The following is a 22,075-nucleotide window of genomic DNA, read 5'->3' on the forward strand; positions in this document are numbered from 1 at the left end:
TGTTGGTAGCCATCCCCTTATCACACACTCTTCGCTATATCTCATTCCAAACGCCAGACAAACAAAAAGGCCCTCCATTGAGGACCTTTAGTGTATCAATGTTCAAAATAGACGAGTCGAGTTCTAGGAGAACACACGGAGTTTGCGCGAGCAAGTGAGTATGTTCGACACCGAAATTGACTCATTCTATGAAGAACAGTTAGGCGTAAACCGGTAGACGCTTACAAATTTCGAGCACTTTCTGTTTAGTCGCTTCGATAACTTCTTCGTTGCCGATGTTATCTAGAACGTCACACATCCAGTTTGCTAGCTCTTTTGCGTCTTCTTCAGTGAAGCCACGGCGAGTGATCGCTGGCGTACCAACACGGATACCAGACGTTACGAATGGGCTGCGTGGGTCATTTGGTACTGAGTTTTTGTTCACTGTGATGTTTGCTGCACCTAGTGCCGCGTCTGCATCTTTACCAGTGATGTCTTTGTCGATCAGGTCCACAAGGAACAAGTGGTTTTCTGTGCCGTTAGATACGATTTTGTAGCCACGCTCTTGGAATTGACCAACCATTGCTTTTGCGTTTTTCACTACGCGAGCTTGGTAAGCTTTGAACTCTGGCTCCATCGCTTCTTTGAACGCGACTGCTTTACCGGCGATAACGTGCATTAGAGGGCCACCTTGACCACCAGGGAACACTGCTGAGTTCAATTTCTTGTACATATCTTCGCCAGCATTTGACAAGATAAGACCACCGCGAGGACCTGCTAGTGTTTTGTGCGTCGTTGTTGTTACCACGTGAGCGTGTGGAACAGGTGTTGGGTATTCGCCTGCTGCGATAAGACCCGCTACGTGCGCCATATCAACGAAAAGGTAAGCATCTACTTTGTCCGCGATTTCACGCATGCGCTTCCAATCAACGATTTGCGAGTAAGCAGAGAAACCACCGATGATCATCTTAGGCTTGTGCTCAAGCGCTAGCTGTTCCATCTCGTCGTAGTTAATTTGACCCGCTTCATCGATACCGTAAGGGATAACGTTGTAGTGCTTACCAGAGAAGTTAACTGGAGAACCGTGAGTCAGGTGACCACCGTGCGCTAGGCTCATGCCTAGAACTGTATCGCCTGGGTTAAGAAGCGCCATGTAAACTGCGCTGTTTGCTTGAGAACCTGAGTGAGGCTGTACGTTCGCGTATTCACAACCGAACAGTTTGCATGCACGGTCGATAGCAAGTTGTTCCGCTTTATCTACGTACTCACAACCGCCGTAGTAACGCTTGCCTGGGTAGCCTTCAGCGTATTTGTTCGTTAGCTGAGAACCTTGCGCTTCCATTACACGTGGGCTTGTGTAGTTTTCAGAAGCGATAAGTTCAATGTGTTCTTCCTGGCGAAGAGTTTCTTCCTGGATAGCTGCGAACAGTTCCGCATCGTAATCTGCGATGTTCATATCACGCTTAAGCATCTGTATCTCCTGACTCAGATTAGTACTGAAAGTTGCAAAAAAACTGTTGAATGACCCTACGCAAACGTTTTCGTCACCCTAATGGCGCGCATTCTACATAATTTGATCTGGGTCATAAAGAGAAATTTACAATTTTTCTCATGCAGTTTTTTCATGATGGCAAGCAATCTGTATCACGCCCGCATTGCAATTGCATAACGACGATCTATTGCCTGTCAATTTTGTGCTTTACACCCTGTAAAACAGCAATTACATAGGTTTACCGTAAATTTTACCCTCTAGCTACCGAAAAGATCATCTTTTTACTACTATGCACGCCTTATTTATCACTAATGACTGCAACATTGATGGAAAAACACTCATTAAAAGAAGACTGGATAGCGATTCTCACGGGTACTTTTTTGGTAGCTCAAGGCGTTTTCTTTCTCCAATCCGCAAACCTCCTAACAGGGGGGACGACAGGATTGGCTCTGCTTATTAGCCAATTTACACCTTTTACGTTTGGTGTGCTGTACTTTTTAGCAAACAGTCCCTTTTACTTGCTAGCATGGAAACGCTTCGGCCGTCATTTCGCCATTAATAGTGCCATTTCTGGCGCTTTGGTTTCTATCTTTGCCGATCATCTTTATTTGCTAATCTCGCTCGAATCGGTAAATGAAGTTTATTGTGCCGTCGCAGGTGGGCTTTTAATGGGACTCGGTATGCTGATCTTGTTCCGACATCGCTCCAGCTTAGGTGGCTTTAACGTGCTGTGTTTATTTATTCAGGACAAATTTGGCATTTCAGTTGGCAAAAGCCAAATGGCAATCGATGCGTGCATCCTGTTTGCGTCATTCTTCTTTGTCACTCCAGAAGTAATTGGTCTTTCGATTTTGGGCGCGTTTGCACTGAATGTCGTGTTAGCGATGAACCACAAGCCTCATCGCTATTCCGTGACCTACGGTTCATAAACTTTTGATGATAATTGGAGCGCAATTTATAAGATTTCGCGCTCCAATCGCTATATAATATTTCGCCATTTCCAAATAACGCGGTGCGGTATGCGCGATTTTTTGCAACAAGCCAAACAAACTCACAGTTGTATTGCGATTGGCGAGTTGGTCTATAATCCGAAGACACAAACTCTTCATCAAGACACTGTCGCGATTGATCTCGAACCTCGTACCATTGAGTTATTAGAGCTGCTGCTAACAAGCGTGGGACATCCGCTCTCTGCCGATACCATTATCGAAACCATTTGGCAGAGCAAATTCATCTCTAAGAATGTACTCACTAACCGCATTAGCACCTTACGTGCGCTGCTACAACAGCATCTCCCCGAGTACGATGCGACTAAGCTCTTGGTCACTTATCCTCGCAAAGGTTACTTTCTAAACCCAGCGAATATCCGTTTAGTGCCACCAGCGAAAAACCATCGACGTGCTATTACAGCTCAAGTTGCGAACCGTAAGAACATCAAGCTGATTTTGGCTTATAGCTTATGTGCCGTACTTGTGGTTTGTAGCGTGACGCTCGCAAGCTTGTTATGGCAACGCCAAGAGATTTCAACGCAGCAAACACGTCATCAGTTACTTATCCCCAAAGTCGAGTTGCTGCTCAACCGTGTCGATGCGATTGGCTCCCAAGCAAGAAAATATCGCATACTGGTCAAAGCCATCTTGCTGCAACAACAGGTCGAATATCCATACACCGACATCGCCAACCAAGACGCTCCCAGTTACTTTCTTGATCCTATCGGTCATACGCCGTATTTCCCTGGCGCGCGAAACATGCAGACCAGTGATTACGAACTCAACATAGAGTTAAAAGACGGCGCAGAGCAAGGCACCTTGAAAGCTCAGATGAACCTTATTTATCCTGCGACAGGGAAACTGGCGTTTCGCAACGAATACACACTGCGCTTATCCGACCTACAATCGGATATCTTCCAAATTCACTCAGATGTCGCGCAATACTTCAACTTGCCTGCACCTTCGGCAAGCACATGGCAGCTGTCAGACGTTCACCAAAAAATGCTGTTTGAGAATGTCTTTTCTAACCAACCTCTCCAACAAGCTGATGAGTTTGCAGCTATCACAACCGCAAGGCATCTCGCGTTATACGAGCAAGAGCCTCAAAAGCTGGAAGCGTATTTGACGCAAGTGCAGTCGTCGTTCGATGTTTTGCCAGATGAGCTAAGCCTCTGGTTGGGCGTATTGCATTTCAAACTAGGTAACCTAGACCGAGCAAAAGTTCTGTTGACTACTCCAGATGGCGACTCACGCATTCAAAACGCGCTGATTTATACGTTTGTGTCTCACATCGCTTATAAACAAAACAAACTCGAACAGTTCCGTCTCAACTACATGGAATCACTGGTGGCACTGCTGCGCGTTTTACCCTCCGAGACATTATTTGAACGTCTTTCTCAATCAGAATCGAAAGAAACTTGCCTTCAACCATGGAAAACTTTGCATGTCAGTTTGACCGATCAAGAAATTATCAGCCGATGGAAAGCGCTCATCAATGAGTATTGCACCAACGTAGCTAACGAAATAAGCCCAAATAAAACAAAGACCTAAATATAAAATTAAGCTTTCGTTAAGCGCTATTAGCTTTTGTTTTTTGCCCTTTTTATCTCACTGAACTTAGCATGCTCGCATTCAAGCAACGGCCCAACATGAAGCGGCCTTATCAATCAGGAATGTAAACCATGCTAAACAAAATGACGCTTATCGCAGCCGCAACTCTGGCTCTTTACGGCTGTGGCGGAGGTTCGTCTTCTGGCAGCGCTAATCCAAACAAAGTGCCTCAAGAAAGTTTCGACATCGCGATTCAAAACTCCATTTTCGCTCCCGAGACAAACACACAACTTAGCTACTCGTTTAGCTTGGATGGCCAATCTGAAGGTGACATGAAGCTGAGCTTTCAAGCGATGGATAGCGAGCAAATATTGGCAGCATTGGCACAAATCCCAAACAGCGAGGCAATCATCCAGCTGGTTAATGACTTGGTGAACTACGGCGCTCAACAGTTCTACTACTCTGACGAACAGTTCAATAACGAAGAAGAGAGCAATACACTTTATTTTGCAGGCTCTGATGGTGCACTTCATGAAGTCACCGACGTTTATTCTATTGGCAATCAGTTTATTGCCATGCTAATGCACAGTAGCCCGATTTTCCGCCTGAACGGTAACGACGTAAAAGAGAAAAGCCCGAATATTGATATCGGTGAAGAAACCATGTCTCTGCAAACAACTCTTACAGGCAACGCAGTACACCACCTGTTAGACAGTTTTGAAGAACATGAGTGGGTACAAAACCTGCCAATGACAGCATCTTGCCAAGTGGTTTGGCAACAGCAAATCCGAGAGACTGGCGTACGTAAAACGTTCTCAATTTCAGGCAAGACAATTGAAGCGGCGTACCTGACAGAAGAGAATACTTACAACCTAAACTGCGATGATATGGACTCAATGGAGTTCGCCACTTCAGCAGAACGTTGGTTTAATCCGAGCTTAGGTCTGATTGAGCAAATCGAACTGCTAAAAGTACAACAAGTACAAATCAATGAAGAGAAAGTGCTGCTAACAGCAATTGAAGCAAAATAAGCCTGTACTCCACAAGTATCTCGCATCTCAATAAAAAAGGCTTTGGGGAGCACACCAAAGCCTTTATCTCGAACATCAATCTTAGGGGGTGACACCCGAGTTTATTCTTCTATCAATAAAATACGAGTTTCGTAAGGTCGTAATACTTGATGGTTTGACGCGACTGCACTCGCTGAGTTTTGATAGTTAGATAGCAAGTTTTTCGCTTTACTCATATCAAAACGTTCTGGCAGAACGCATTCCACCTCTTCAGCGTAGTAGTTATTGATACACAGCAGCGTTTGTTTGTCGTTCTGGCGAGCGTAAGCAAAAATGCGTTGATGCTCTGGCAATAAATCTTCATAACAGCCATCAGTGATCACCGAAACCTGTTTACGTAGCTCAATCAAACGTTTGTAGAAATAGAACACCGAGTTTAAATCAGCAACCGCAGCTTCTGCGTTGATTTCAGAGTAGTTCTGCGCCACTTCAAGCCACGGTGTGCCTTCGGTAAAACCGGCGTGCTTTTGGCTGTTCCATTGCATTGGCGTACGTGAGTTATCACGCGACTTCTGCGCCAAAATCGCCATCATCTCCTTGTGTGATACGCCATCACGGTTGACCATGATGTCGTACATGTTTGTGCTTTCTACGTCGCGGTACTGGCTGATCTCCGTGTAACCAGGGTTGGTCATGCCAATCTCTTCCCCTTGGTAAACATAAGGTGTGCCTTGCATCATGTGTACAGACGCCGCAAGCATCTTGGCAGATTCAACGCGGTATTGTTTATCATCGCCTAAGCGGCTTACCACACGAGGTTGATCGTGGTTACACCAGAACAGCGCGCCCCACCCTTTGCCATTTAAGCCCGTTTGCCAATGGTTGAAGATCTGCTTTAACTGAATGAAATCAAATGGCGCTTTGGTCCATTTTTCACCATTCGGATAATCGACTTTCAGGTGGTGGAAGTTGAACACCATGGATAGCTCTTTGCCGTCTAGCGAAGAGTATTGCTGGCAGTGCTCTAGCGTGGTGGAAGACATTTCACCCACCGTCACGCTGCCGTATTTTTGAAACACGGCTTCGCTGATTTCTTGCAGATATTCGTGCACGCGAGGACCATCAGTATAGAAACGACGGCCATCGCCAATATCATCGCTTGGGAAATCTTGTTGTTTAGAAATCAGGTTGATGACATCAAGACGGAAACCATCCACGCCTTTGTCTGCCCAGAAGCTGATGACTTCTTTGACTTCTTCGCGCACCACTGGGTTTTCCCAGTTCAAATCCGCCTGCTCTTTAGCAAAAAGGTGCAAGTAGTACTGCCCTGTCGCTTCATCCAATTCCCAAGCATTGCCTCCAAACTTCGATTGCCAGTTGTTGGGCTCTACGCCATCAACCGGATCTTTCCAGATGTAGTAATCACGGTAAGGGCTGTTTTTATCACCTAACGCCGATTGGAACCACTTGTGTTCTGTCGAAGTATGGTTGACCACGATGTCCATGATGATTCGAATGCCCAACTGATGAGCCTCTGCCAACAGGGTATCGAAATCTTCCATAGTGCCGAACTCGGGGTTGATCGCGTAGTAATCGGAAATATCGTAACCGTTATCAACCATTGGAGACTGATACACTGGCGTCAGCCAAATCGCATCCACACCGAGATGTTTTAGATAATCCAGTTTAGAAATGATCCCTTTAATGTCGCCCGTGCCTTTACTGCCGCTGTCACAAAAGCTTTTTGGGTAAATTTGATAGATGGTTGCGGTTTTCCACCAGCTCTCATCATGCTTGGTCATAGCCATTTCTAACACTCACTTACCAGTAATCGGAAACTTAAAATTTGAAAAGAAAAATAGGAGGAGGCAGCCAAGTCACTGCCTCAAATTGAATTACGCGTTTGCCGCCTCAAGCTCACCTTTCGCTTGTGCACGCTTATAAAGAAGTAACGTTAATGCAGCGGGTACCACCATCGCGACCAACATCGCCAGAGCAAAGATGCCCCAGAACTGCGGCTGGATAGATAAGATGCCCGGCAAGCCGCCCACACCGATACCGTTCGCCATGACGCCCGCACTACCACAGATAGCAGCAGCACATGCACTACCGATCATCGCACTCAACATTGGGAACTTGTATTTCAAGTTGATGCCGTACATCGCCAGCTCTGTTACGCCAAGGTAGGCAGAAATCGCTGCTGGCACTGAGATTTCACGCTCATCCTGCTTTTTACTGATGATAATGATGCCAACCACTGCCGATGCTTGAGCAATGTTCGATAGTGCAATCAAAGGCCAAATCGGCGTGCCACCCAATTCTTGCATCAACTGCAAGTCAACGGCGTTGGTTGTGTGGTGGATACCTGTTATCACAAGTGGCGCGTATAAGAAGCCGAAGATGGTTGAACCAATCATCGCGAAGTCACCCGTCATAGCTGCTTTTGCTGCGAAAGCAACGCCGTCACCCAACATACGACCGAATGGGCCAATGATAGAGTGCGCAAGAATCACAGACACAATGATAGAAACAAACGGCACTACTACTAGGTAAAGGTAAGACGGAATGATGCGTTTTAAGCGTGTTTCGATAAACGCTAGTGCGATACCTGCTAACATCGCGGGAATCACCTGCGCTTGGTAACCGACTTTCTCAATCGCAAACAACCCAAAGTCCCACACTTCAGGTACTTGCTTACCAATCAGGTAGGCGTTCATTAACTGCGGCGAAACCAAAGTTACACCAAGCGTGATACCCAGAATCGGTGTACCACCGAGCTTTTTCACGGTCGACCAACACACACCAACGGGTAGGAAGAAGAAAATCGCTTCACCAATTAACCATAGGAATGAGTGAACAGTCGCCCAAAACTGACTGATTTCCGTTAGGGTTTGACCATCAAACATTTTGATGTCGCCAATCACATTACGGAAACCAAGAATCAAACCACCAGTAATGATCGCAGGCAACAGTGGTACAAAGATTTCTGCAAGGTGGGAAATACCACGCTCAACGATATTCATGTTTTGGCGAGCAGCGTTCTTGGATTCGTCTTTGCTCGCTTCACTTTTACCGCTTAGCTCGATCAGTACTTTGTAAACCTCATCAACTTCAGTGCCGATGACGACTTGGAATTGACCTGCGTTGGTAAAACAACCTTTCACCATACGCAAGGCTTCTAACTGTTTCGTGTCCGCTTTGTCGGTATCATTTAGAACAAAACGCAAGCGAGTTAAACAGTGGCTTACACTGGCAATATTGTCCGGCCCCCCGACCAGCTCAATAAGACGCTCCACGTCTTTACGCGCAATCTTACTCATAACTTTGTCCACCCTGTATTGGATACATTCGATTCATCATTTTATTTTTATAAATGGGAACATTCCCACTTCTTGATTTTAATATTGCCACCCAAAGACAAAAAACAAAATGGGAACAGTCCCATTAATTGAGAATGATCACAGTATAATTTTAGAGCAGATCGTTTTAGAACGGGTTAACGGCAAACAGGATGTTGAGTGAAATGAACGACTTCTTCATCGCCATTTAATTGATTAATCAGCATCTTAGCGGACTTTTCACCCGCAAGGGTATAACCCGGGTCAACACTAAATACTTTAGGGAAAAGGAAAGAAAGCAACTCGTTACCACCCACGCCTGTCACGACCACGTCTTCACGACCTAACTCTTGAAGACGCTTGATTACGCCCAATGCAATGGTATCGCTGGCACACACAATGGCTTGCGTGTCTGCATTGAGAACGTGGTCCACCAGCTGATAAGCACTTTCATGGCTAAGCTTACCGGTTTGGAAGCAAGGCGTAAGTTGCTTGCGCTGACACCAAGCTTTGTAAGCATTTAAACGAGCCAAGCCTGTGGTTTTATCTTCGGGATCAACACCAATATAAGCAATGCGAGATAAAGATTGCTGCTCAAGGTGAGACAAAGCCATGTCTATCACGCCTTGGTTATCATAATTGATGGAAGAGACGTTATCGGTATCCATCGCAATCACCACAATGCGATTGCCCCACTCGGCTAAGGCTTGCTCATCGCATCCAGTAAACCCAAATACAATCACGCCATCCACATTGCGACGCTTAAGCACACTCAAGTGCTCATTGGTTTTGTCTCGGTCAAACTGACTCTCCATGATCACCGCATCATAACCAGCGGAATACAATGCATTGAGCATTGTACCAACAGCACGATTTTCGGATGGTGAGTCCAGACGGGAGATGATAACACCAATGACTTTTTGGCTACCGCCACGCATTGATTGCGCAGATTTGGACGGTACATAACCAGATTCACGAATGATTTGCTCTACTTTCTCTCGCGTTTGAGGTTTCACTTTTGGATCGTTAGTAAGCACACGGCTTACTGTTGATTTGCCAACGCCTGCCAATTTCGCGATATCAAGAATAGTGAGTTTTTTGCTCATAAGTGATCAAACTAGAGTGGATGAATGCTTAGGTGACTGAACTTTAACAGTAATAAGAGAAAAGGGAAGCAAACGCTTCCCTTAAATATGCGAATTGTGCAGATTATTTCTTTAGATATGCAGGCACGTCAGCAACACTATCAAGCACAACCGTTGCCAATGCTTCACCTTGCTCAGTAACAGGCTTACCTGTGCGCACCAAAATCTTGGTGCCAACGCCTGCGGCTTCTGCTGCCATCATGTCTTCGGCTTTATCACCAATCATCACAGATTTTTCCATGTCGATTTTCAAGAAGTCGCGAGCAGAGATAAACATACCAGGTTTAGGCTTGCGGCAATCACAATCCTGCTTGTAATCGCCAATGCCATGTTCAGGGTGATGTGGACAGTAGTAGATACCATCAAACTCAACACCATGATCAACAAAGTTCCAGTCCATCCATTGAGTCAGAGACAAGAAACGGTCTTCACTGAATTTACCACGTGCGATGCCCGATTGATTCGTCACTAGCACTAAGAGGTAACCTTGATCTTTCAGCGCTTTCGTCGCTTCAAATACACCATCAATGTACTCAAAATCATGTTCGTCATGAACGTAGCCGTGGTCAACGTTTATCACGCCATCACGATCGATAAAAACAGCAGGTTTTGCCAAAACATATTTCTCTATTAACTCGGTTTAATCAGATTATTACATACCTTATAAACTTCAACACTATCTAATTCGTTCTAGGCCTCGACAAAACAGTTGATTTGTTGGGCAAGAATCGGTAATTCTGAGTGGGCTCTCCACTTATCTTCTCCTCGTAACTTACTCCTCATTCTCTTCAAAACAGAACATCTATACATTTAGACGTCTAGACGTAAAAATATCTATTGACTTCATTCTGGTTAACCCATAGCATCAACTGAGAAGTGAGATAAAGCTCAACATTAAGTTCTGTCAAAGGCCGTTTTTGACAGCGAAGTTCCCCGTATCTTTGGGCAGGTTGAAACATGATAGAAATAAAAAACGTTAATAAAGTGTTCTACCAAGGCAGTAAGGAAATCCTTGCCCTGAAAGACATTAACCTACACATCGCCAAGGGCACCATCTTCGGTGTTATCGGTTCATCTGGTGCTGGTAAAAGTACGCTGATCCGCTGCGTAAACATGTTAGAAGCACCAACATCTGGCTCCATCATCGTTGATGGCATTGATTTAACAAAACTCAGCAAAAAGCAGTTGGTCGAAACGCGCCGTAACATCGGCATGATCTTCCAGCATTTTAATCTGCTCTCGTCTCGTACTGTGTTTGATAACGTGGCGCTACCACTGGAACTGGCAGGCAAAGACAAATCGCAAATCACAACAAAAGTCACTGAGTTATTAAAACTTGTTGGCTTAGCCGACAAACACGAAAGCTATCCGTCCAACCTAAGTGGCGGTCAAAAACAACGTGTGGCTATTGCTCGCGCATTGGCATCCGATCCAAGCGTACTACTGTGTGACGAAGCCACTAGCGCACTGGATCCTGCAACAACTCAATCTATCCTTGAGCTATTGAAAGAGATCAACCGCAAACTCAACATCACGATTCTACTGATCACCCACGAAATGGAAGTGGTAAAAAGTATCTGTCACGAAGTGGCGATCATCGGTGGTGGTGAATTGGTGGAGAAAGGCACCGTTGGCGATATTTTCGCGCACCCTAAAACGGAGCTGGCGCACCAATTCATTCGCTCAACGCTGGATCTATCCATTCCTGAAGATTACCAAGCACGTCTGCAAGCAGAGCGTGTTGAAGGCAGCTACCCATTAGTTCGCTTAGAGTTTACCGGCGCAACCGTCGATGCACCGCTAATGTCGCAAATTTCTCGTAAATACAATATTGATGTGAGTATTTTGAGCTCCGATCTTGATTACGCTGGCGGCGTGAAATTCGGCATGATGGTCGCAGAGCTATTTGGTAACGAAGAAGATGACAACGCAGCACTGGAATACCTGCGTAAGCACAACGTAAAAGTAGAGGTACTTGGTTATGTCCTTTAATACAATTTCTGAATGGCTGAGTTTAAACAGCAAGCTACTTTTAGGTGCAACGTGGGAAACGCTTTACATGGTTGCGGTTGCCGGATTAGTCGGCTTTGCCGTGGGTATTCCATTAGGCGTAATCCTCCATATTACTAAGAAAGGCGGCCTACTTGAAAACACCAAACTAAATAGCAGCTTAGGCGCTGTCGTTAACATTGGTCGTTCTGTGCCATTCCTCGTCCTGATGGTTGCGATTATTCCAGTGACAAAAATGCTAGTTGGAACCTTTATCGGTACAACCGCAGCAATCGTCCCACTGACTATTGGTGCCATTCCGTTTGTTGCCCGTCTTATTGAAGGTGCTTTGTTAGAGGTACCAACAGGCTTGGTGGAAGCGGCGCAGTCAATGGGGGCGACACCAACACAGATCATCACAAAAGTTCTACTACCTGAAGCAATGCCGACTATTGTTAACTCAGTAACGATCACCTTAGTCACTCTCGTTAGCTACTCGGCCATGGCGGGAACGGTAGGCGGCGGCGGCCTCGGCGACGTAGCCATCCGTTACGGTTTCCACCGCTACGATGTAACTATCATGGCTGTGACTGTCGTGATGCTGATTGTTCTAGTACAGATTATTCAGTCTATCGGTGACGCAGTGGTGCGCCGTGTAGACCACAGATAAGCATTGAAAATACAAATTATAAGGAGATAAAGATGAAATTTAGCCTTAAAGGTCTTTTGACTGTAGCAACAGCCGCTTCTGCTCTTGTTCTAGCGGGTTGTGGCGACAAAGAAGTAGACGTAAATAAAGTAAAAGTTGGCGTTATTGCTGGTGCTGAAGCACAAGTTGCCGAAGTGGCAGCTAAAGTAGCAAAAGAAAAGTACAACCTAGACGTTGAGTTAGTAACATTTACCGATTACGTAACGCCAAATGCCGCTCTGGATGATGGTTCAGTAGACGCGAATGCGTTCCAACATAAACCATACCTAGACCAACAAGTGAAAGACCGCGGCTACAAACTGGCTATCGCGGGTAACTCATTCGTTTACCCTATTGCTGGTTACTCTAAGCAAGTGAAGTCAATCGATGAAATCCAAGATGGCGCACGCATCGCAGTACCAAACGATCCAACAAACCTAGGTCGCTCACTACTGCTTCTTGAGCAACAAGGTTTGATTACGTTACGTGATGGCGTTGGTCTACTCGCTACAGTACGTGACATCGTAGGCAACCCTAAAAATATCGAAATCATTGAGTTAGAAGCGCCACAACTTCCACGTTCATTGGATGACGTAACGCTATCTATCATCAACACCACTTACGCAAGCTCTATCGACCTATCGCCAGAGCGTGACGGCGTGTTCGTTGAAGATAAAGACTCACCATACGTAAACCTAATTGTTGCTCGCGAAGAAAATGTTAATGCGCAAAACGTACAAAACTTCGTAAAAGCTTATCAAACGGAAGAAGTTTACGAAGCAGCAAAAGAGCTATTCAAAGGCGGCGTAGTGAAAGGTTGGTAATCCCACTTTTCTAAACCGTACTGAAAATATAGTCTGAACATAAAAGGGCTGATGTGAAAACATCAGCCCTTTTTACTTCTCTATCTAACCATTTAAGTAACCTCATTTAGTTACTTAAGGTGGTCCCAAGAGATATTCGACACGATTCGGCAGTCATCACACTTAAAATGAAATATGTCATGTAGTGGCTCATCGAGTAGCCACTCTCCACCGCATTTTGGACACTTGCGCGCTTTCTCGCTCTCCAGCGACTGACCGCCCACGCGATACTGGTAATAGTATGTTGGAACCTTGGTGATGTATTCGATACGACCTCGCAAATCCCAACCTCTGCGGAACAACACGCTGTCTACATCGCAAATCTCGTGCAGCGCCGCATACTCTGCACGGCACCCGCCAGCCATTTGGATTTCATCGCACGCTTGCCATTCTGTCTGCCATTTGATGACGGCTTTATGGTCACCATTTAGCGTCGGCTCATTGCGGTACAAAGGAATCGGCAACAACGTTTCCCCACTGCGCAATGGCGAACACGTATGAACATAAGTCGTGTACAACACTTGCCAGCTAGGTGTCTCTTCTTCGGCCGCTTGTTCTGAATTTAAATCACGGCCAAGCATACGCATTTTCGGTGCAAGCAAAGACGCGTCTGACAAACGGTTCATGCACACTTTGACAAAATCTGAGTGATAACGTGGATGCAAACTGTCTTGCTCTGGGCAAACGACACGAACATAAAACTCGCCATCTCCCATCACTATCGGGAATTCACGGCCTAGTACTTGGCCGTTGTAACGCAACGCATCCATCAAGCCATTAATGGCTTTGTCTACCGCGCTGACGGTGGTGTTATCAAAACACTCAAACTGCAACTCAACAACGTACATATTTAGACAGCGGCCTCTAACTTGCTCAAGAACTCAGCCAATGAATCCGCCAGCACATCGCGTTTAGACGTACCTAAACGCTCTAAAATCACATTACCAGTGAGGTTACAAATAGAGATTACATCCATTTCCTCATCTGTCGCCGCGATAAATACCGTTGGTTTAAGTTTCAGGCGACGTTGCGTCACCAAATGACCAAGAATATTTTCTTGTAGGCGCACAAAATCATCATCGCTCCACACTTGCAGCAGCGTCAACGAATTACCTTGCCAAGTTGCCTCCATATCGGCGCTGTATTGAGAGCCATAAAAGGCTTTTACATCATCTTGCAGTGACAACTCAATGGCGTTTTCCACATTAGTGAAATCGGCCATCTCATTACGTGCGACCGCTTTCCAAAGTACCTTTCCATCACGCTTCTCTTCGACACAAGGAGAAACAAGATCTGCAAGCTCTTCACTGCTTGGCAACTCATTATATTTAGCTTGCCAAGCTTGTTGGTAGCGCAGGCTGAACTCTTGTAGCGCCTGAGTAACGTTTTGGGTCATGAAGGTCTCCTCATTCCTTATTTATCAGATAGCCGTGTTTGCCGGATGGCAATTGACCAGCGGATTCAGTAAAATTCTCGCCATTCTAATCGAAAACGACCACAAAGTATGAGCAAATATTCTGACGCTAAAGAGCTTGCTGGCCTAACACTAGGTAAAAAGACCGAGTATGCGAACCAATACGACCCAAGCTTGCTGCAACCAGTTCCTCGTAGCCTAAACCGAGATGACCTTCAGTTAGGCGACAGCCTTCCTTTTATGGGCCACGACATTTGGACGCTGTACGAGCTCTCTTGGTTAAATAGTAAAGGCTTACCACAAGTGGCCGTTGGCGAAGTATACATTCCAGCCACCAGTGCAAACTTGATTGAGTCGAAATCGTTCAAACTGTACTTAAACAGCTACAACCAAACCCGCTTTGCAAGCTGGGAAGAAGTTGAAGAGCGTTTAACGCAAGACCTATCTGAATGTGCCGGTGAAAAGGTGTTGGTCGAGGTGAACCCGGTTACTCACTACACCAATCAGCCTATTGTGACAATGGAAGGCGAATGCATTGATGACCAAGACATTGACATCACCAGTTACGATTTTGATGCCGATTTGCTTGAAGGCGCAGCAGGTGAAGAGCAAGTGGAAGAAATCCTACATAGCCACCTATTGAAATCAAACTGTTTGATCACTAACCAACCTGACTGGGGCAGTGTAGAAATTCGCTACCAAGGTGCAAAAATAGATCGCGAGAAATTACTGCGTTACTTGGTATCTTTCCGCGAGCACAACGAATTTCACGAACAGTGTGTTGAGCGTATTTTTACTGATCTAATGAAATACTGCCAACCAAGCAAACTGACCGTATTCGCCCGCTACACGCGCCGTGGTGGCTTGGACATCAACCCGTACCGCTCAACGGAACAAGACAAGCCAGATCACAACCACCGCATGGCTCGTCAGTAATCGCGTTAGTGACAGAAATAAGTTCGGTAATCTAAAGGGTTACCGGACGTTTTTATTGTCCAAGCATGTTACTATATCAAATGGCTTCAACCTGCATTTAAGGGGCTTGTTGAGGTCTTTTACCGTTATCCGCCATATCTAAAAACAGTTCGAGGGAACGAAAGGATGTTTTGGGACAGTTCGCGTCTATTCAAGTTGATTGGCTTTCTTTGCTTGCTGTTTGTACAGCCGCTTCATGCGACCATTTTATCGTCCGCGTTACTCAACGAAGCACAACAATTGGCGGAAATAGAGCCATCACAAGCAAAACAAGCGGCAACCAACTACTTGTCACAACGTGAGCTAACGGAACGCAAAGAGAGTGACAGCCCTTCTGCTATGTCTCGTGACGAGACCGATCGTAGCGTTCGCACACCGAGCAGCACCATCGAAGCACACAAGATTATCGCTCAGGCAGACTACGCCATGGGTAACGTTCGTTCGGCTATCGAACACCTAAACAAAGCCGAGCGCTTAGCGCAAGAATATCAATTGCCGTACATGGATTTAGATCTCCAGCTGATGCGCAACCAAATGATTTGGATGTACGACAAAAACTACTCAAAAGCGGAAGACACGCTTAACCAAATTGAGCAGCAACTCGATGAAGCTGATGCGGTATTGCAACGTACCGACAGCGTTCGCTATCGATTAGTGATGCAAAGAGCGCTCCTCGCTTCACATAGTGGCGATCTGATTAAAGCGGAAAGTTTGTATTCTCAAGCCAAAACTATGCTTGAAGACAGCCGATCTGACTTAGCCTTGATCGACTATTACACAGCCGTCGGCGAGTTTTATCTGAATAGCAAGAAATACAATTTGGCTTTGTCGGAACTGCTTTACGGTTATTGGCAATCTATTGAGAGTGACAGTGGCGCAAGGTTAGCAAAAGTTAATCGCCTGTTGGCGAGGCTCTTCCAAGAGCGCCGAGTTTACGACAAAGCGATCGAATACTTATCTCAAGCCGCAGACTTCTATGACTCATACCCTAGCTCTCCCATCCTAGCGGATGTCCTTGAGCAAATGGGTGACATTTATTTTTACCAAGGCAAGTTTAACCTTGCCTTGGTGCACTACTTCAACGTGCTGGACCATGAAAGCACCAGTAAGAACATTAATCGGATCATTAAGATTCGCTTAAGCTTGGCGGCTACCTATCTACAACTCTATAACTACGCGCTAGCTGAACAATACCTAGACCGTTCTAAAGAGCTTTTAGAATACACTGACATTCCTAAGCTTGAAGCAAAGGCAGCGTTGCTTCAGTCAGGCCTGGCTTATCATCAAAACGACAGTAAAAACGTCATTACCAATGCAAAGCTGGCGTTAGCACTTGCTGAAAAGTCACCTGAAAATAACAACTTCATTAAGCAGCAGTCTTACCGCTTACTCGGGCTTGGTTACGAGCAGGCAGGCGAATACCAACTTTCTCTGCAGGCTTATAAGAAATACACCAACCTTGTGCGTTTAGAGCAAAAACAGCTCAACCAAATCAGTGAGGATGCATTCCGCCAACAAAAAGAGTTTGCTGAACAAACCATCCACTATATTGGTCAATCGGAACGCCTTGAGCAAGTGGAAAGGGAACACCGCAAATTCCAGAAAATCTCATTCGCATTGTTTATTACTGTGTTGGTGATGTTTTTGTTCATTATGCGCCGCGGCGTGATCATGCAGCGCCAAGCAAGTGAAATCGAAAAACTGCGTAATGATCTCTTCACTCACTCTCGTTCCCGTTTGCGTAACTTGCGTATGCTGAACGTTAAGCTGTCTCGCTCATTGAAAAAGTCGAGCGAAACTTTCGAGCAATGGCAAATGGGCGAATTGATCCACGAGCCACTTAACGATCGCCTGCGCTTTGTCATGATCGACTTGCCATTCCTACGAAGCATGTACGTCCACAACGGTTATAAAGCGGGCTTGGAGCTGGAGCGCGCATTTGGTGACTTCCTAGCGGAAAAGATAGAAAAACCGTCGCGCCTTTACCATTTCTCAGATGCAAACCTACTCTATATAGAACCGAATGCTGACCGTGATGCTTCTGCCGAAGTCATGTTCGAGAAATTCCAGACTTGGGTGGATGAGTTCGCTCAGCAGCACAACGTCAACCGTATTATTCGCATGGGTATCAGCGATTATCCGTTCTTACCACGAGCCTACACTGCAATTAACGATGAGGAATTACTCGATCTGTTGCTGCTTGCGACTCACATTGCGCGAGAAGTCAGCTTGAAGGATAAGCAAAGCCACTGGGTTTTCTTGAAAGCCATCGATAACGCACCCGCCGCGAGCTTTGCAACGGGTAACATAAGAACCGCCTGTCAGCATGCCATTAGCCAAGGCCTGATTAAGATCCATTCGTCCTACAAGAATGAGGACGACATCAAGAAAATATTAAAAAATGGATAATTAAACGCCTGTTAGACATAATAACTAATGACGCTATAACGTTTTTTGTTATTATCGGATAATTGTCAGTAGTACATGGACTTAACCGTAGTCACTTCATGGGAATCTTGGAATCCGATATTCAGTCGCAGCTTCATCAGCTGAGTTGTCAACTTGACCAACTCAGACTGACACATCGTGATACTTCACTCAAATTCAAACGTGAACAACAAGTTCTTAAACGCGTTGTGGCATCATTGTCTTCAGCTTGCCAGGGTTCGAATACCCAGGTATCCAATTACCTATTTGAAATCCAACAAGAGCTGCAACATCAAAAAGATATCAGTACTCTTATCCCACGTTTAGCGGTATTAGAGAGAATGCTCAAACAGCAGTCGAAGACGATGGACAAACAGAACGGCTACCTAGACGAACAAATCAAACACAGTGGTGAAACACTCCAACGTGTCACAGGTTTACCTGCGCAGTTAAAACGTGAACTACGGAACTTAATGAGTTTCTCAGAAGCTCATGCCAGTAATAAAGCCGATCAAGCCACTAAGCTACTGAGCATTTACGAACGCGCTCTGAAAATCATCACTTCCAACTCGCGTTTGCATCTCAGTGAGTTTGAGAATAATCCTGATAAGTCTCAACTTGAGTGCTTAGCCAGCGATCTACAACATACCATCACCGAGCTGGATTTTGAGGGAGAAACGGGAGATCGATTGCTCGATATTCGGGCTAAGCTGCTTCTTGGCGTGAGTGCAGAGTCTCTCATTGAGCTTACGCTCTCAACGCTGAAATTGGTTGTCGAAGCAACCAAGTTTGAGCGCGAAGCGTCTAGCCAATTCCTTGATCAGCTGAACACTTCTCTCGCAAGTAACCTAAAAACCATTCATCAGAACGTCGACCAACATCATACCTACTTTGAGCACCGCCAAGAGCTCAACACAGAAATGAACAGTCTGGTTGAATTGAGTCAACTATCCCTCGACCAAGCTCAAGATCTAGCGGATGTAAAAAAAGAAGTCGCCCCGTTACTTGCGAAAATGGCGTCGCTGACAGAGCGACTTAAAATGACGGAAGAACGAGAACAAGCGCTGCAAGAGCGTTTGAATTACAGTAAGAACCAGCTCGAAGCCGTGTTTGAAACCACCCAAGATCATCGTCGACGCTTAGATGACCAAGCTCAGCGCATGTTGCTAGACCCTCTGACTAAAGTCTATAACCGCACCGCATTTAATGATCGACTAGAGTTAGAGTATCGCCGTTGGATTCGCTCTCAACAGAACCTGCGTGTAGTGTTGTTTGACGTTGATAACTTCAAAGCGGTGAATGACAGCTATGGCTATACGGCAGGTGATAAAGCGTTGAAGATCATCGCTCGCACCATTAATAAACGCGTATCAGAAACTGAAACGGTAGCTCGCTTTGGTGGCGAAGAGTTTATTTTACTCGTTCCAGAACAATCTGAAGAATACACACTGGATCTCATTAAACATATCCAGCGTGATATTAGCCAATTGCCATTTAAGTTCCGTGAGCAAAATATCATGATCACTCTAGCGGCTGTGTCGACCTCTTTTAAAGAGTCCGATACGCCAGAGTATGTACTCGATCGACTCGGCAAGATGCTTGCGGACGCTAAAAAACGTGGAACAAATCAGCTTAACTGGAGCTAGATTTCGTACAAAAAGCGAACAAACAAACCAGAATTGGCACAATTTACGCTTTATAACCACCCATTTTCAACGAGTTATCACATTTCTTCCCTTTCAGTCTGCTAAGCTGTAAAAACCCAAGTCACTTCAAGATGATGCATTTACAGAACGCGAATGTACCATCTTGAGGTTGCTTGGGAGTCAATAACCATAAAACCAAATCGGCCAACTGCCTTTCATCAAACCATACGTATAACCCAAAAAGGTGAGTTGGTACTTTCCCTCAAAATAATGCAACACAAGGAGGCGTTATGATTACCCATATAAGCCCCGCTGGTAGCATGGACTTGCTATCTCAATTAGAAGTAGAGCGCTTAAAGAACACGGCCTCGAGTGAACTTTATCAACTGTACCGCAACTGCACGTTAGCGGTGTTGAACTCCGGCAGTCATACCGATAACTCGAAAGAGCTACTCGATAAACACCAGTCGTTTGATGTCAACGTAGTGCGCCGCGAGCGTGGTATTAAGCTTGAGCTGACTAACCCACCTGAGCACGCCTTTGTCGATGGTGAGATAATTAAAGGTATCCAAGAGCATCTGTTCTCCGTGTTACGCGATATCGTTTATGTCAATATGCATTTAGCAGACGCACAACGACTCAACCTGACGAACCCAATTCACATCACTAACCTCGTGTTCGGTATTCTGCGTAATGCCAGAGCCCTCACACCAGGTATCGAGCCAAACCTAGTCGTGTGTTGGGGCGGTCACTCTATCAATGGCGTGGAATATCAATACACACGTGAAGTCGGTAACGAGCTTGGCTTGCGTGAACTTAATATCTGCACGGGTTGTGGCCCTGGTGCGATGGAAGGGCCAATGAAAGGTGCCGCTATCGGACATGCGAAGCAGCGTTATACTCAGCAACGTTATCTTGGTTTAACCGAACCTTCGATTATTGCAGCCGAGCCACCAAACCCAATCGTGAATGAGCTGGTTATCATGCCAGACATCGAAAAGCGTTTGGAAGCCTTTGTACGTATGGCGCATGGCATTGTGATTTTCCCTGGTGGTCCGGGTACTGCAGAAGAGTTGCTGTATATTCTTGGCATTATGATGCACCCAGACAACGCCGATCAGCCAATGCCTATCGTGTTAACAGGACCAAAAGAGAGTGAAGAGTACTTCCGCTCTATCGACGAGTTTGTTCGCGATACACTTGGCGAAGAAGGTCAAAAGCATTACGAGATCGTCATTGACGATCCGGCAGAAGTGGCACGTATCATGAAGCGCTCCATGGACTCTGTACGCCTTCACCGAAAAGAAAAAGGCGATGCTTATAGCTTTAACTGGTCATTAAAAATCGAGCCTAACTTCCAGTTACCATTCGATCCAACTCATGAGTCGATGGAGCAATTGGATTTAAGCTTAGATCAAGAACCTCAAGTCTTAGCGGCCAACCTGCGTCAAGCCTTCTCCGGTATCGTGGCTGGTAACGTCAAAGCCGAAGGCATTCGAGAAATCGAACGTCGAGGCCCTTTCACCATTCACGGTGATCCTGTGCTAATGAAAAAGCTCGATAAGTTACTACAAGACTTTGTCGAACAACACCGAATGAAACTGCCTGGCGGGTCAGACTATGAACCGTGTTATCGCATCGCTCACCCAGAAATTGGTGGTCGATAGTCAGGCTAGCATTCGTTACACTAGGGGCATTACGCCCCTTTTTTATTGCTAAGTCATTATGTCTATTCACCTTGTTATTATTGATGCCCTAAACCTGATCCGCCGTGTTCACTCTGCACAACCGGATCCAACCGACATAGCAAGAACCATCACCACGACACAAAGAACCCTCACTCGCATTCTGTCAGAAGCCAACCCGACACACATCATCGCGGTTTTCGATCACCATGAACAAGACAGAGGATGGCGAGCTGAGATTCTCCCAGACTATAAGCAAAATCGAAAACCAATGCCGGAACCACTGATGCAAGGTCTAGATGCGATTCAGCAAGCATGGTGGGAACAAGGTATTGATTCATTGCTTTCTGAAGGCGATGAAGCGGACGACTTGGTTGCTACTCTCGCGACGAAAGTGGCCAGTCATGGTGAAAAAGTCACCATCGTTTCTACGGATAAAGGCTACTGTCAGCTGCTTTCTCCTACCCTACAGATCCGTGATTACTTCCAACATCGTTGGTTAGATGAACCGTTTATCGAAAAAGAGTTCGGCGTAAAACCGAGCCAACTGGCCGATTATTGGGGGTTAACGGGGATCAGCTCTAGCCAAGTGCCAGGGGTTCCGGGCATTGGACCGAAAGCGGCGAAAGAGATTCTTACTCAGTTTGAGAATATTGAAGCAGCCTACGCCAGTGAAGACCTCGCACCGAAATACCGTAAAAAATTAGACGAGCACATTGAGTCTGCACGCTTATGTAAACGCGTCGCGGCTTTAAAGTGCGACATTGAACTCGGCTTTAACTTACAGGACATTCGCTTTACAGGACCAAATAAGGCGGAATAATGTCTGATGATGGTTTCAAACCATAAAGCTATCAGACAATAAAAAAGCGCCATTTGAAGGC

The 22,075-nt window shown here is 45.7% G+C and carries 18 protein-coding genes; 11 read left to right on the top strand and 7 right to left on the bottom strand.

Annotated elements, in window-relative coordinates; genetic code table 11:
* Nucleotides 1-199: 199 nt before the first annotated feature.
* Nucleotides 200-1,450 carry a serine hydroxymethyltransferase gene (glyA, locus tag EX191_RS12335; protein ID WP_005391333.1) on the bottom strand — a complete coding sequence of 417 codons (1,251 nt, stop codon included), beginning with the start codon at nucleotides 1,448-1,450 and terminating at the stop codon, nucleotides 200-202.
* 347 nt (nucleotides 1,451-1,797) lie between these two features.
* Here glyA and EX191_RS12340 point away from each other — a divergent pair, with 347 nt between their 5' ends.
* The 3 genes from EX191_RS12340 (at nucleotide 1,798) to EX191_RS12350 (ending at nucleotide 5,042) form a co-directional block, all read left to right on the top strand.
* On the top strand, nucleotides 1,798-2,400 hold the full coding sequence (locus EX191_RS12340; RefSeq protein ID WP_031780204.1) for a YitT family protein: 603 nt from the start codon (nucleotides 1,798-1,800) through the stop codon (nucleotides 2,398-2,400).
* Nucleotides 2,401-2,490: 90 nt separating this feature from the next.
* Nucleotides 2,491-4,011 (top strand): winged helix-turn-helix domain-containing protein, encoded by a 1,521-nt coding sequence (locus EX191_RS12345; RefSeq protein WP_150916406.1) that lies wholly within the window; start codon nucleotides 2,491-2,493, stop codon nucleotides 4,009-4,011.
* 131 nt (nucleotides 4,012-4,142) lie between these two features.
* A complete protein-coding gene (locus EX191_RS12350) occupies nucleotides 4,143-5,042 on the top strand; it encodes a hypothetical protein (RefSeq protein WP_193447833.1) in 900 nt (299 codons plus the stop codon).
* 101 nt (nucleotides 5,043-5,143) lie between these two features.
* Here the strand turns inward: EX191_RS12350 and treC are convergent, their stop codons facing one another.
* The 4 genes from treC to gmhB all read right to left on the bottom strand — a co-directional run bounded on the left by treC (nucleotide 5,144) and on the right by gmhB (nucleotide 10,120).
* The gene (gene treC, locus EX191_RS12355; protein WP_193447834.1) at nucleotides 5,144-6,829 is read right to left on the bottom strand and encodes an alpha,alpha-phosphotrehalase; all 1,686 of its coding nucleotides are present in this window, start codon (nucleotides 6,827-6,829) and stop codon (nucleotides 5,144-5,146) included.
* A gap of 87 nt (nucleotides 6,830-6,916) precedes the next feature.
* Nucleotides 6,917-8,341: a PTS trehalose transporter subunit IIBC gene (gene treB / locus EX191_RS12360; protein WP_193447835.1), complete on the bottom strand. Its 1,425-nt coding sequence runs from the start codon at nucleotides 8,339-8,341 to the stop codon at nucleotides 6,917-6,919.
* A gap of 176 nt (nucleotides 8,342-8,517) precedes the next feature.
* Nucleotides 8,518-9,465, bottom strand: coding sequence for a trehalose operon repressor TreR (treR, locus tag EX191_RS12365; RefSeq protein ID WP_193447836.1), 948 nt, complete (start codon nucleotides 9,463-9,465; stop codon nucleotides 8,518-8,520).
* A gap of 103 nt (nucleotides 9,466-9,568) precedes the next feature.
* Nucleotides 9,569-10,120, bottom strand: coding sequence for a D-glycero-beta-D-manno-heptose 1,7-bisphosphate 7-phosphatase (gene gmhB, locus EX191_RS12370; RefSeq protein WP_048626100.1), 552 nt, complete (start codon nucleotides 10,118-10,120; stop codon nucleotides 9,569-9,571).
* A 341-nt stretch (nucleotides 10,121-10,461) separates the two neighbouring features.
* On the opposite strand from gmhB, the gene metN reads away from it, so the two are divergent.
* Genes metN through EX191_RS12385 form a run of 3 tightly spaced genes read left to right on the top strand, consistent with a single transcriptional unit; the run spans nucleotide 10,462 to nucleotide 13,005 of the window.
* Nucleotides 10,462-11,496 carry a methionine ABC transporter ATP-binding protein MetN gene (metN, locus tag EX191_RS12375; RefSeq protein WP_047010146.1) on the top strand — a complete coding sequence of 345 codons (1,035 nt, stop codon included), beginning with the start codon at nucleotides 10,462-10,464 and terminating at the stop codon, nucleotides 11,494-11,496.
* Nucleotides 11,486-12,163, top strand: a complete 678-nt coding sequence (locus EX191_RS12380; protein ID WP_005391355.1) for a methionine ABC transporter permease — start codon at nucleotides 11,486-11,488, stop codon at nucleotides 12,161-12,163. Before metN ends, EX191_RS12380 begins: the two co-directional genes overlap by 11 nt.
* A gap of 32 nt (nucleotides 12,164-12,195) precedes the next feature.
* Entirely contained in the window at nucleotides 12,196-13,005 is an 810-nt protein-coding gene (locus tag EX191_RS12385; RefSeq protein WP_005391357.1) for a MetQ/NlpA family lipoprotein, read from the top strand.
* A 110-nt stretch (nucleotides 13,006-13,115) separates the two neighbouring features.
* On the opposite strand, the gene EX191_RS12390 is transcribed toward EX191_RS12385, so the two are convergent.
* Both EX191_RS12390 and syd read right to left on the bottom strand, forming a co-directional pair.
* Nucleotides 13,116-13,892, bottom strand: a complete 777-nt coding sequence (locus EX191_RS12390) for a Zn-ribbon-containing protein (protein ID WP_193447837.1) — start codon at nucleotides 13,890-13,892, stop codon at nucleotides 13,116-13,118.
* 2 nt (nucleotides 13,893-13,894) lie between these two features.
* A complete protein-coding gene (gene syd / locus EX191_RS12395) occupies nucleotides 13,895-14,440 on the bottom strand; it encodes a SecY-interacting protein (protein WP_005391362.1) in 546 nt (181 codons plus the stop codon).
* 108 nt (nucleotides 14,441-14,548) lie between these two features.
* Between syd and queF the strand changes: the two genes are divergently transcribed.
* The 5 genes from queF (at nucleotide 14,549) to xni (ending at nucleotide 22,014) form a co-directional block, all read left to right on the top strand.
* On the top strand, nucleotides 14,549-15,394 hold the full coding sequence (queF, locus tag EX191_RS12400; protein ID WP_005391365.1) for an NADPH-dependent 7-cyano-7-deazaguanine reductase QueF: 846 nt from the start codon (nucleotides 14,549-14,551) through the stop codon (nucleotides 15,392-15,394).
* 165 nt (nucleotides 15,395-15,559) lie between these two features.
* Nucleotides 15,560-17,842, top strand: coding sequence for a tetratricopeptide repeat protein (locus EX191_RS12405; protein WP_005391368.1), 2,283 nt, complete (start codon nucleotides 15,560-15,562; stop codon nucleotides 17,840-17,842).
* 98 nt (nucleotides 17,843-17,940) lie between these two features.
* Nucleotides 17,941-19,506 carry a GGDEF domain-containing protein gene (locus tag EX191_RS12410; RefSeq protein ID WP_193447838.1) on the top strand — a complete coding sequence of 522 codons (1,566 nt, stop codon included), beginning with the start codon at nucleotides 17,941-17,943 and terminating at the stop codon, nucleotides 19,504-19,506.
* A gap of 290 nt (nucleotides 19,507-19,796) precedes the next feature.
* Complete coding sequence (ppnN, locus tag EX191_RS12415; protein ID WP_005391372.1) at nucleotides 19,797-21,173, top strand: nucleotide 5'-monophosphate nucleosidase PpnN; 1,377 nt, start codon at nucleotides 19,797-19,799, stop codon at nucleotides 21,171-21,173.
* A gap of 58 nt (nucleotides 21,174-21,231) precedes the next feature.
* Nucleotides 21,232-22,014: a flap endonuclease Xni gene (gene xni / locus EX191_RS12420; protein ID WP_005391374.1), complete on the top strand. Its 783-nt coding sequence runs from the start codon at nucleotides 21,232-21,234 to the stop codon at nucleotides 22,012-22,014.
* Nucleotides 22,015-22,075: the final 61 nt, after the last annotated feature.

Source organism: Vibrio chemaguriensis (genome assembly GCF_012275705.1).
Taxonomy (GTDB): domain Bacteria; phylum Pseudomonadota; class Gammaproteobacteria; order Enterobacterales; family Vibrionaceae; genus Vibrio; species Vibrio diabolicus.

What these genes read in the sequence shown, in the direction of transcription:
- glyA (WP_005391333.1), bottom strand. Translation starts at nt 1,450, where the DNA reads ATGCTTAAGCGTGATATGAACATCGCAGATTACGATGCGGAACTGTTC.
- EX191_RS12340 (WP_031780204.1), top strand. Translation starts at nt 1,798, where the DNA reads ATGGAAAAACACTCATTAAAAGAAGACTGGATAGCGATTCTCACGGGT.
- EX191_RS12345 (WP_150916406.1), top strand. Translation starts at nt 2,491, where the DNA reads ATGCGCGATTTTTTGCAACAAGCCAAACAAACTCACAGTTGTATTGCG.
- EX191_RS12350 (WP_193447833.1), top strand. Translation starts at nt 4,143, where the DNA reads ATGCTAAACAAAATGACGCTTATCGCAGCCGCAACTCTGGCTCTTTAC.
- treC (WP_193447834.1), bottom strand. Translation starts at nt 6,829, where the DNA reads ATGGCTATGACCAAGCATGATGAGAGCTGGTGGAAAACCGCAACCATC.
- treB (WP_193447835.1), bottom strand. Translation starts at nt 8,341, where the DNA reads ATGAGTAAGATTGCGCGTAAAGACGTGGAGCGTCTTATTGAGCTGGTC.
- treR (WP_193447836.1), bottom strand. Translation starts at nt 9,465, where the DNA reads ATGAGCAAAAAACTCACTATTCTTGATATCGCGAAATTGGCAGGCGTT.
- metN (WP_047010146.1), top strand. Translation starts at nt 10,462, where the DNA reads ATGATAGAAATAAAAAACGTTAATAAAGTGTTCTACCAAGGCAGTAAG.
- EX191_RS12380 (WP_005391355.1), top strand. Translation starts at nt 11,486, where the DNA reads ATGTCCTTTAATACAATTTCTGAATGGCTGAGTTTAAACAGCAAGCTA.
- EX191_RS12385 (WP_005391357.1), top strand. Translation starts at nt 12,196, where the DNA reads ATGAAATTTAGCCTTAAAGGTCTTTTGACTGTAGCAACAGCCGCTTCT.
- EX191_RS12390 (WP_193447837.1), bottom strand. Translation starts at nt 13,892, where the DNA reads ATGTACGTTGTTGAGTTGCAGTTTGAGTGTTTTGATAACACCACCGTC.
- syd (WP_005391362.1), bottom strand. Translation starts at nt 14,440, where the DNA reads ATGACCCAAAACGTTACTCAGGCGCTACAAGAGTTCAGCCTGCGCTAC.
- queF (WP_005391365.1), top strand. Translation starts at nt 14,549, where the DNA reads ATGAGCAAATATTCTGACGCTAAAGAGCTTGCTGGCCTAACACTAGGT.
- EX191_RS12405 (WP_005391368.1), top strand. Translation starts at nt 15,560, where the DNA reads ATGTTTTGGGACAGTTCGCGTCTATTCAAGTTGATTGGCTTTCTTTGC.
- EX191_RS12410 (WP_193447838.1), top strand. Translation starts at nt 17,941, where the DNA reads ATGGGAATCTTGGAATCCGATATTCAGTCGCAGCTTCATCAGCTGAGT.
- ppnN (WP_005391372.1), top strand. Translation starts at nt 19,797, where the DNA reads ATGATTACCCATATAAGCCCCGCTGGTAGCATGGACTTGCTATCTCAA.
- xni (WP_005391374.1), top strand. Translation starts at nt 21,232, where the DNA reads ATGTCTATTCACCTTGTTATTATTGATGCCCTAAACCTGATCCGCCGT.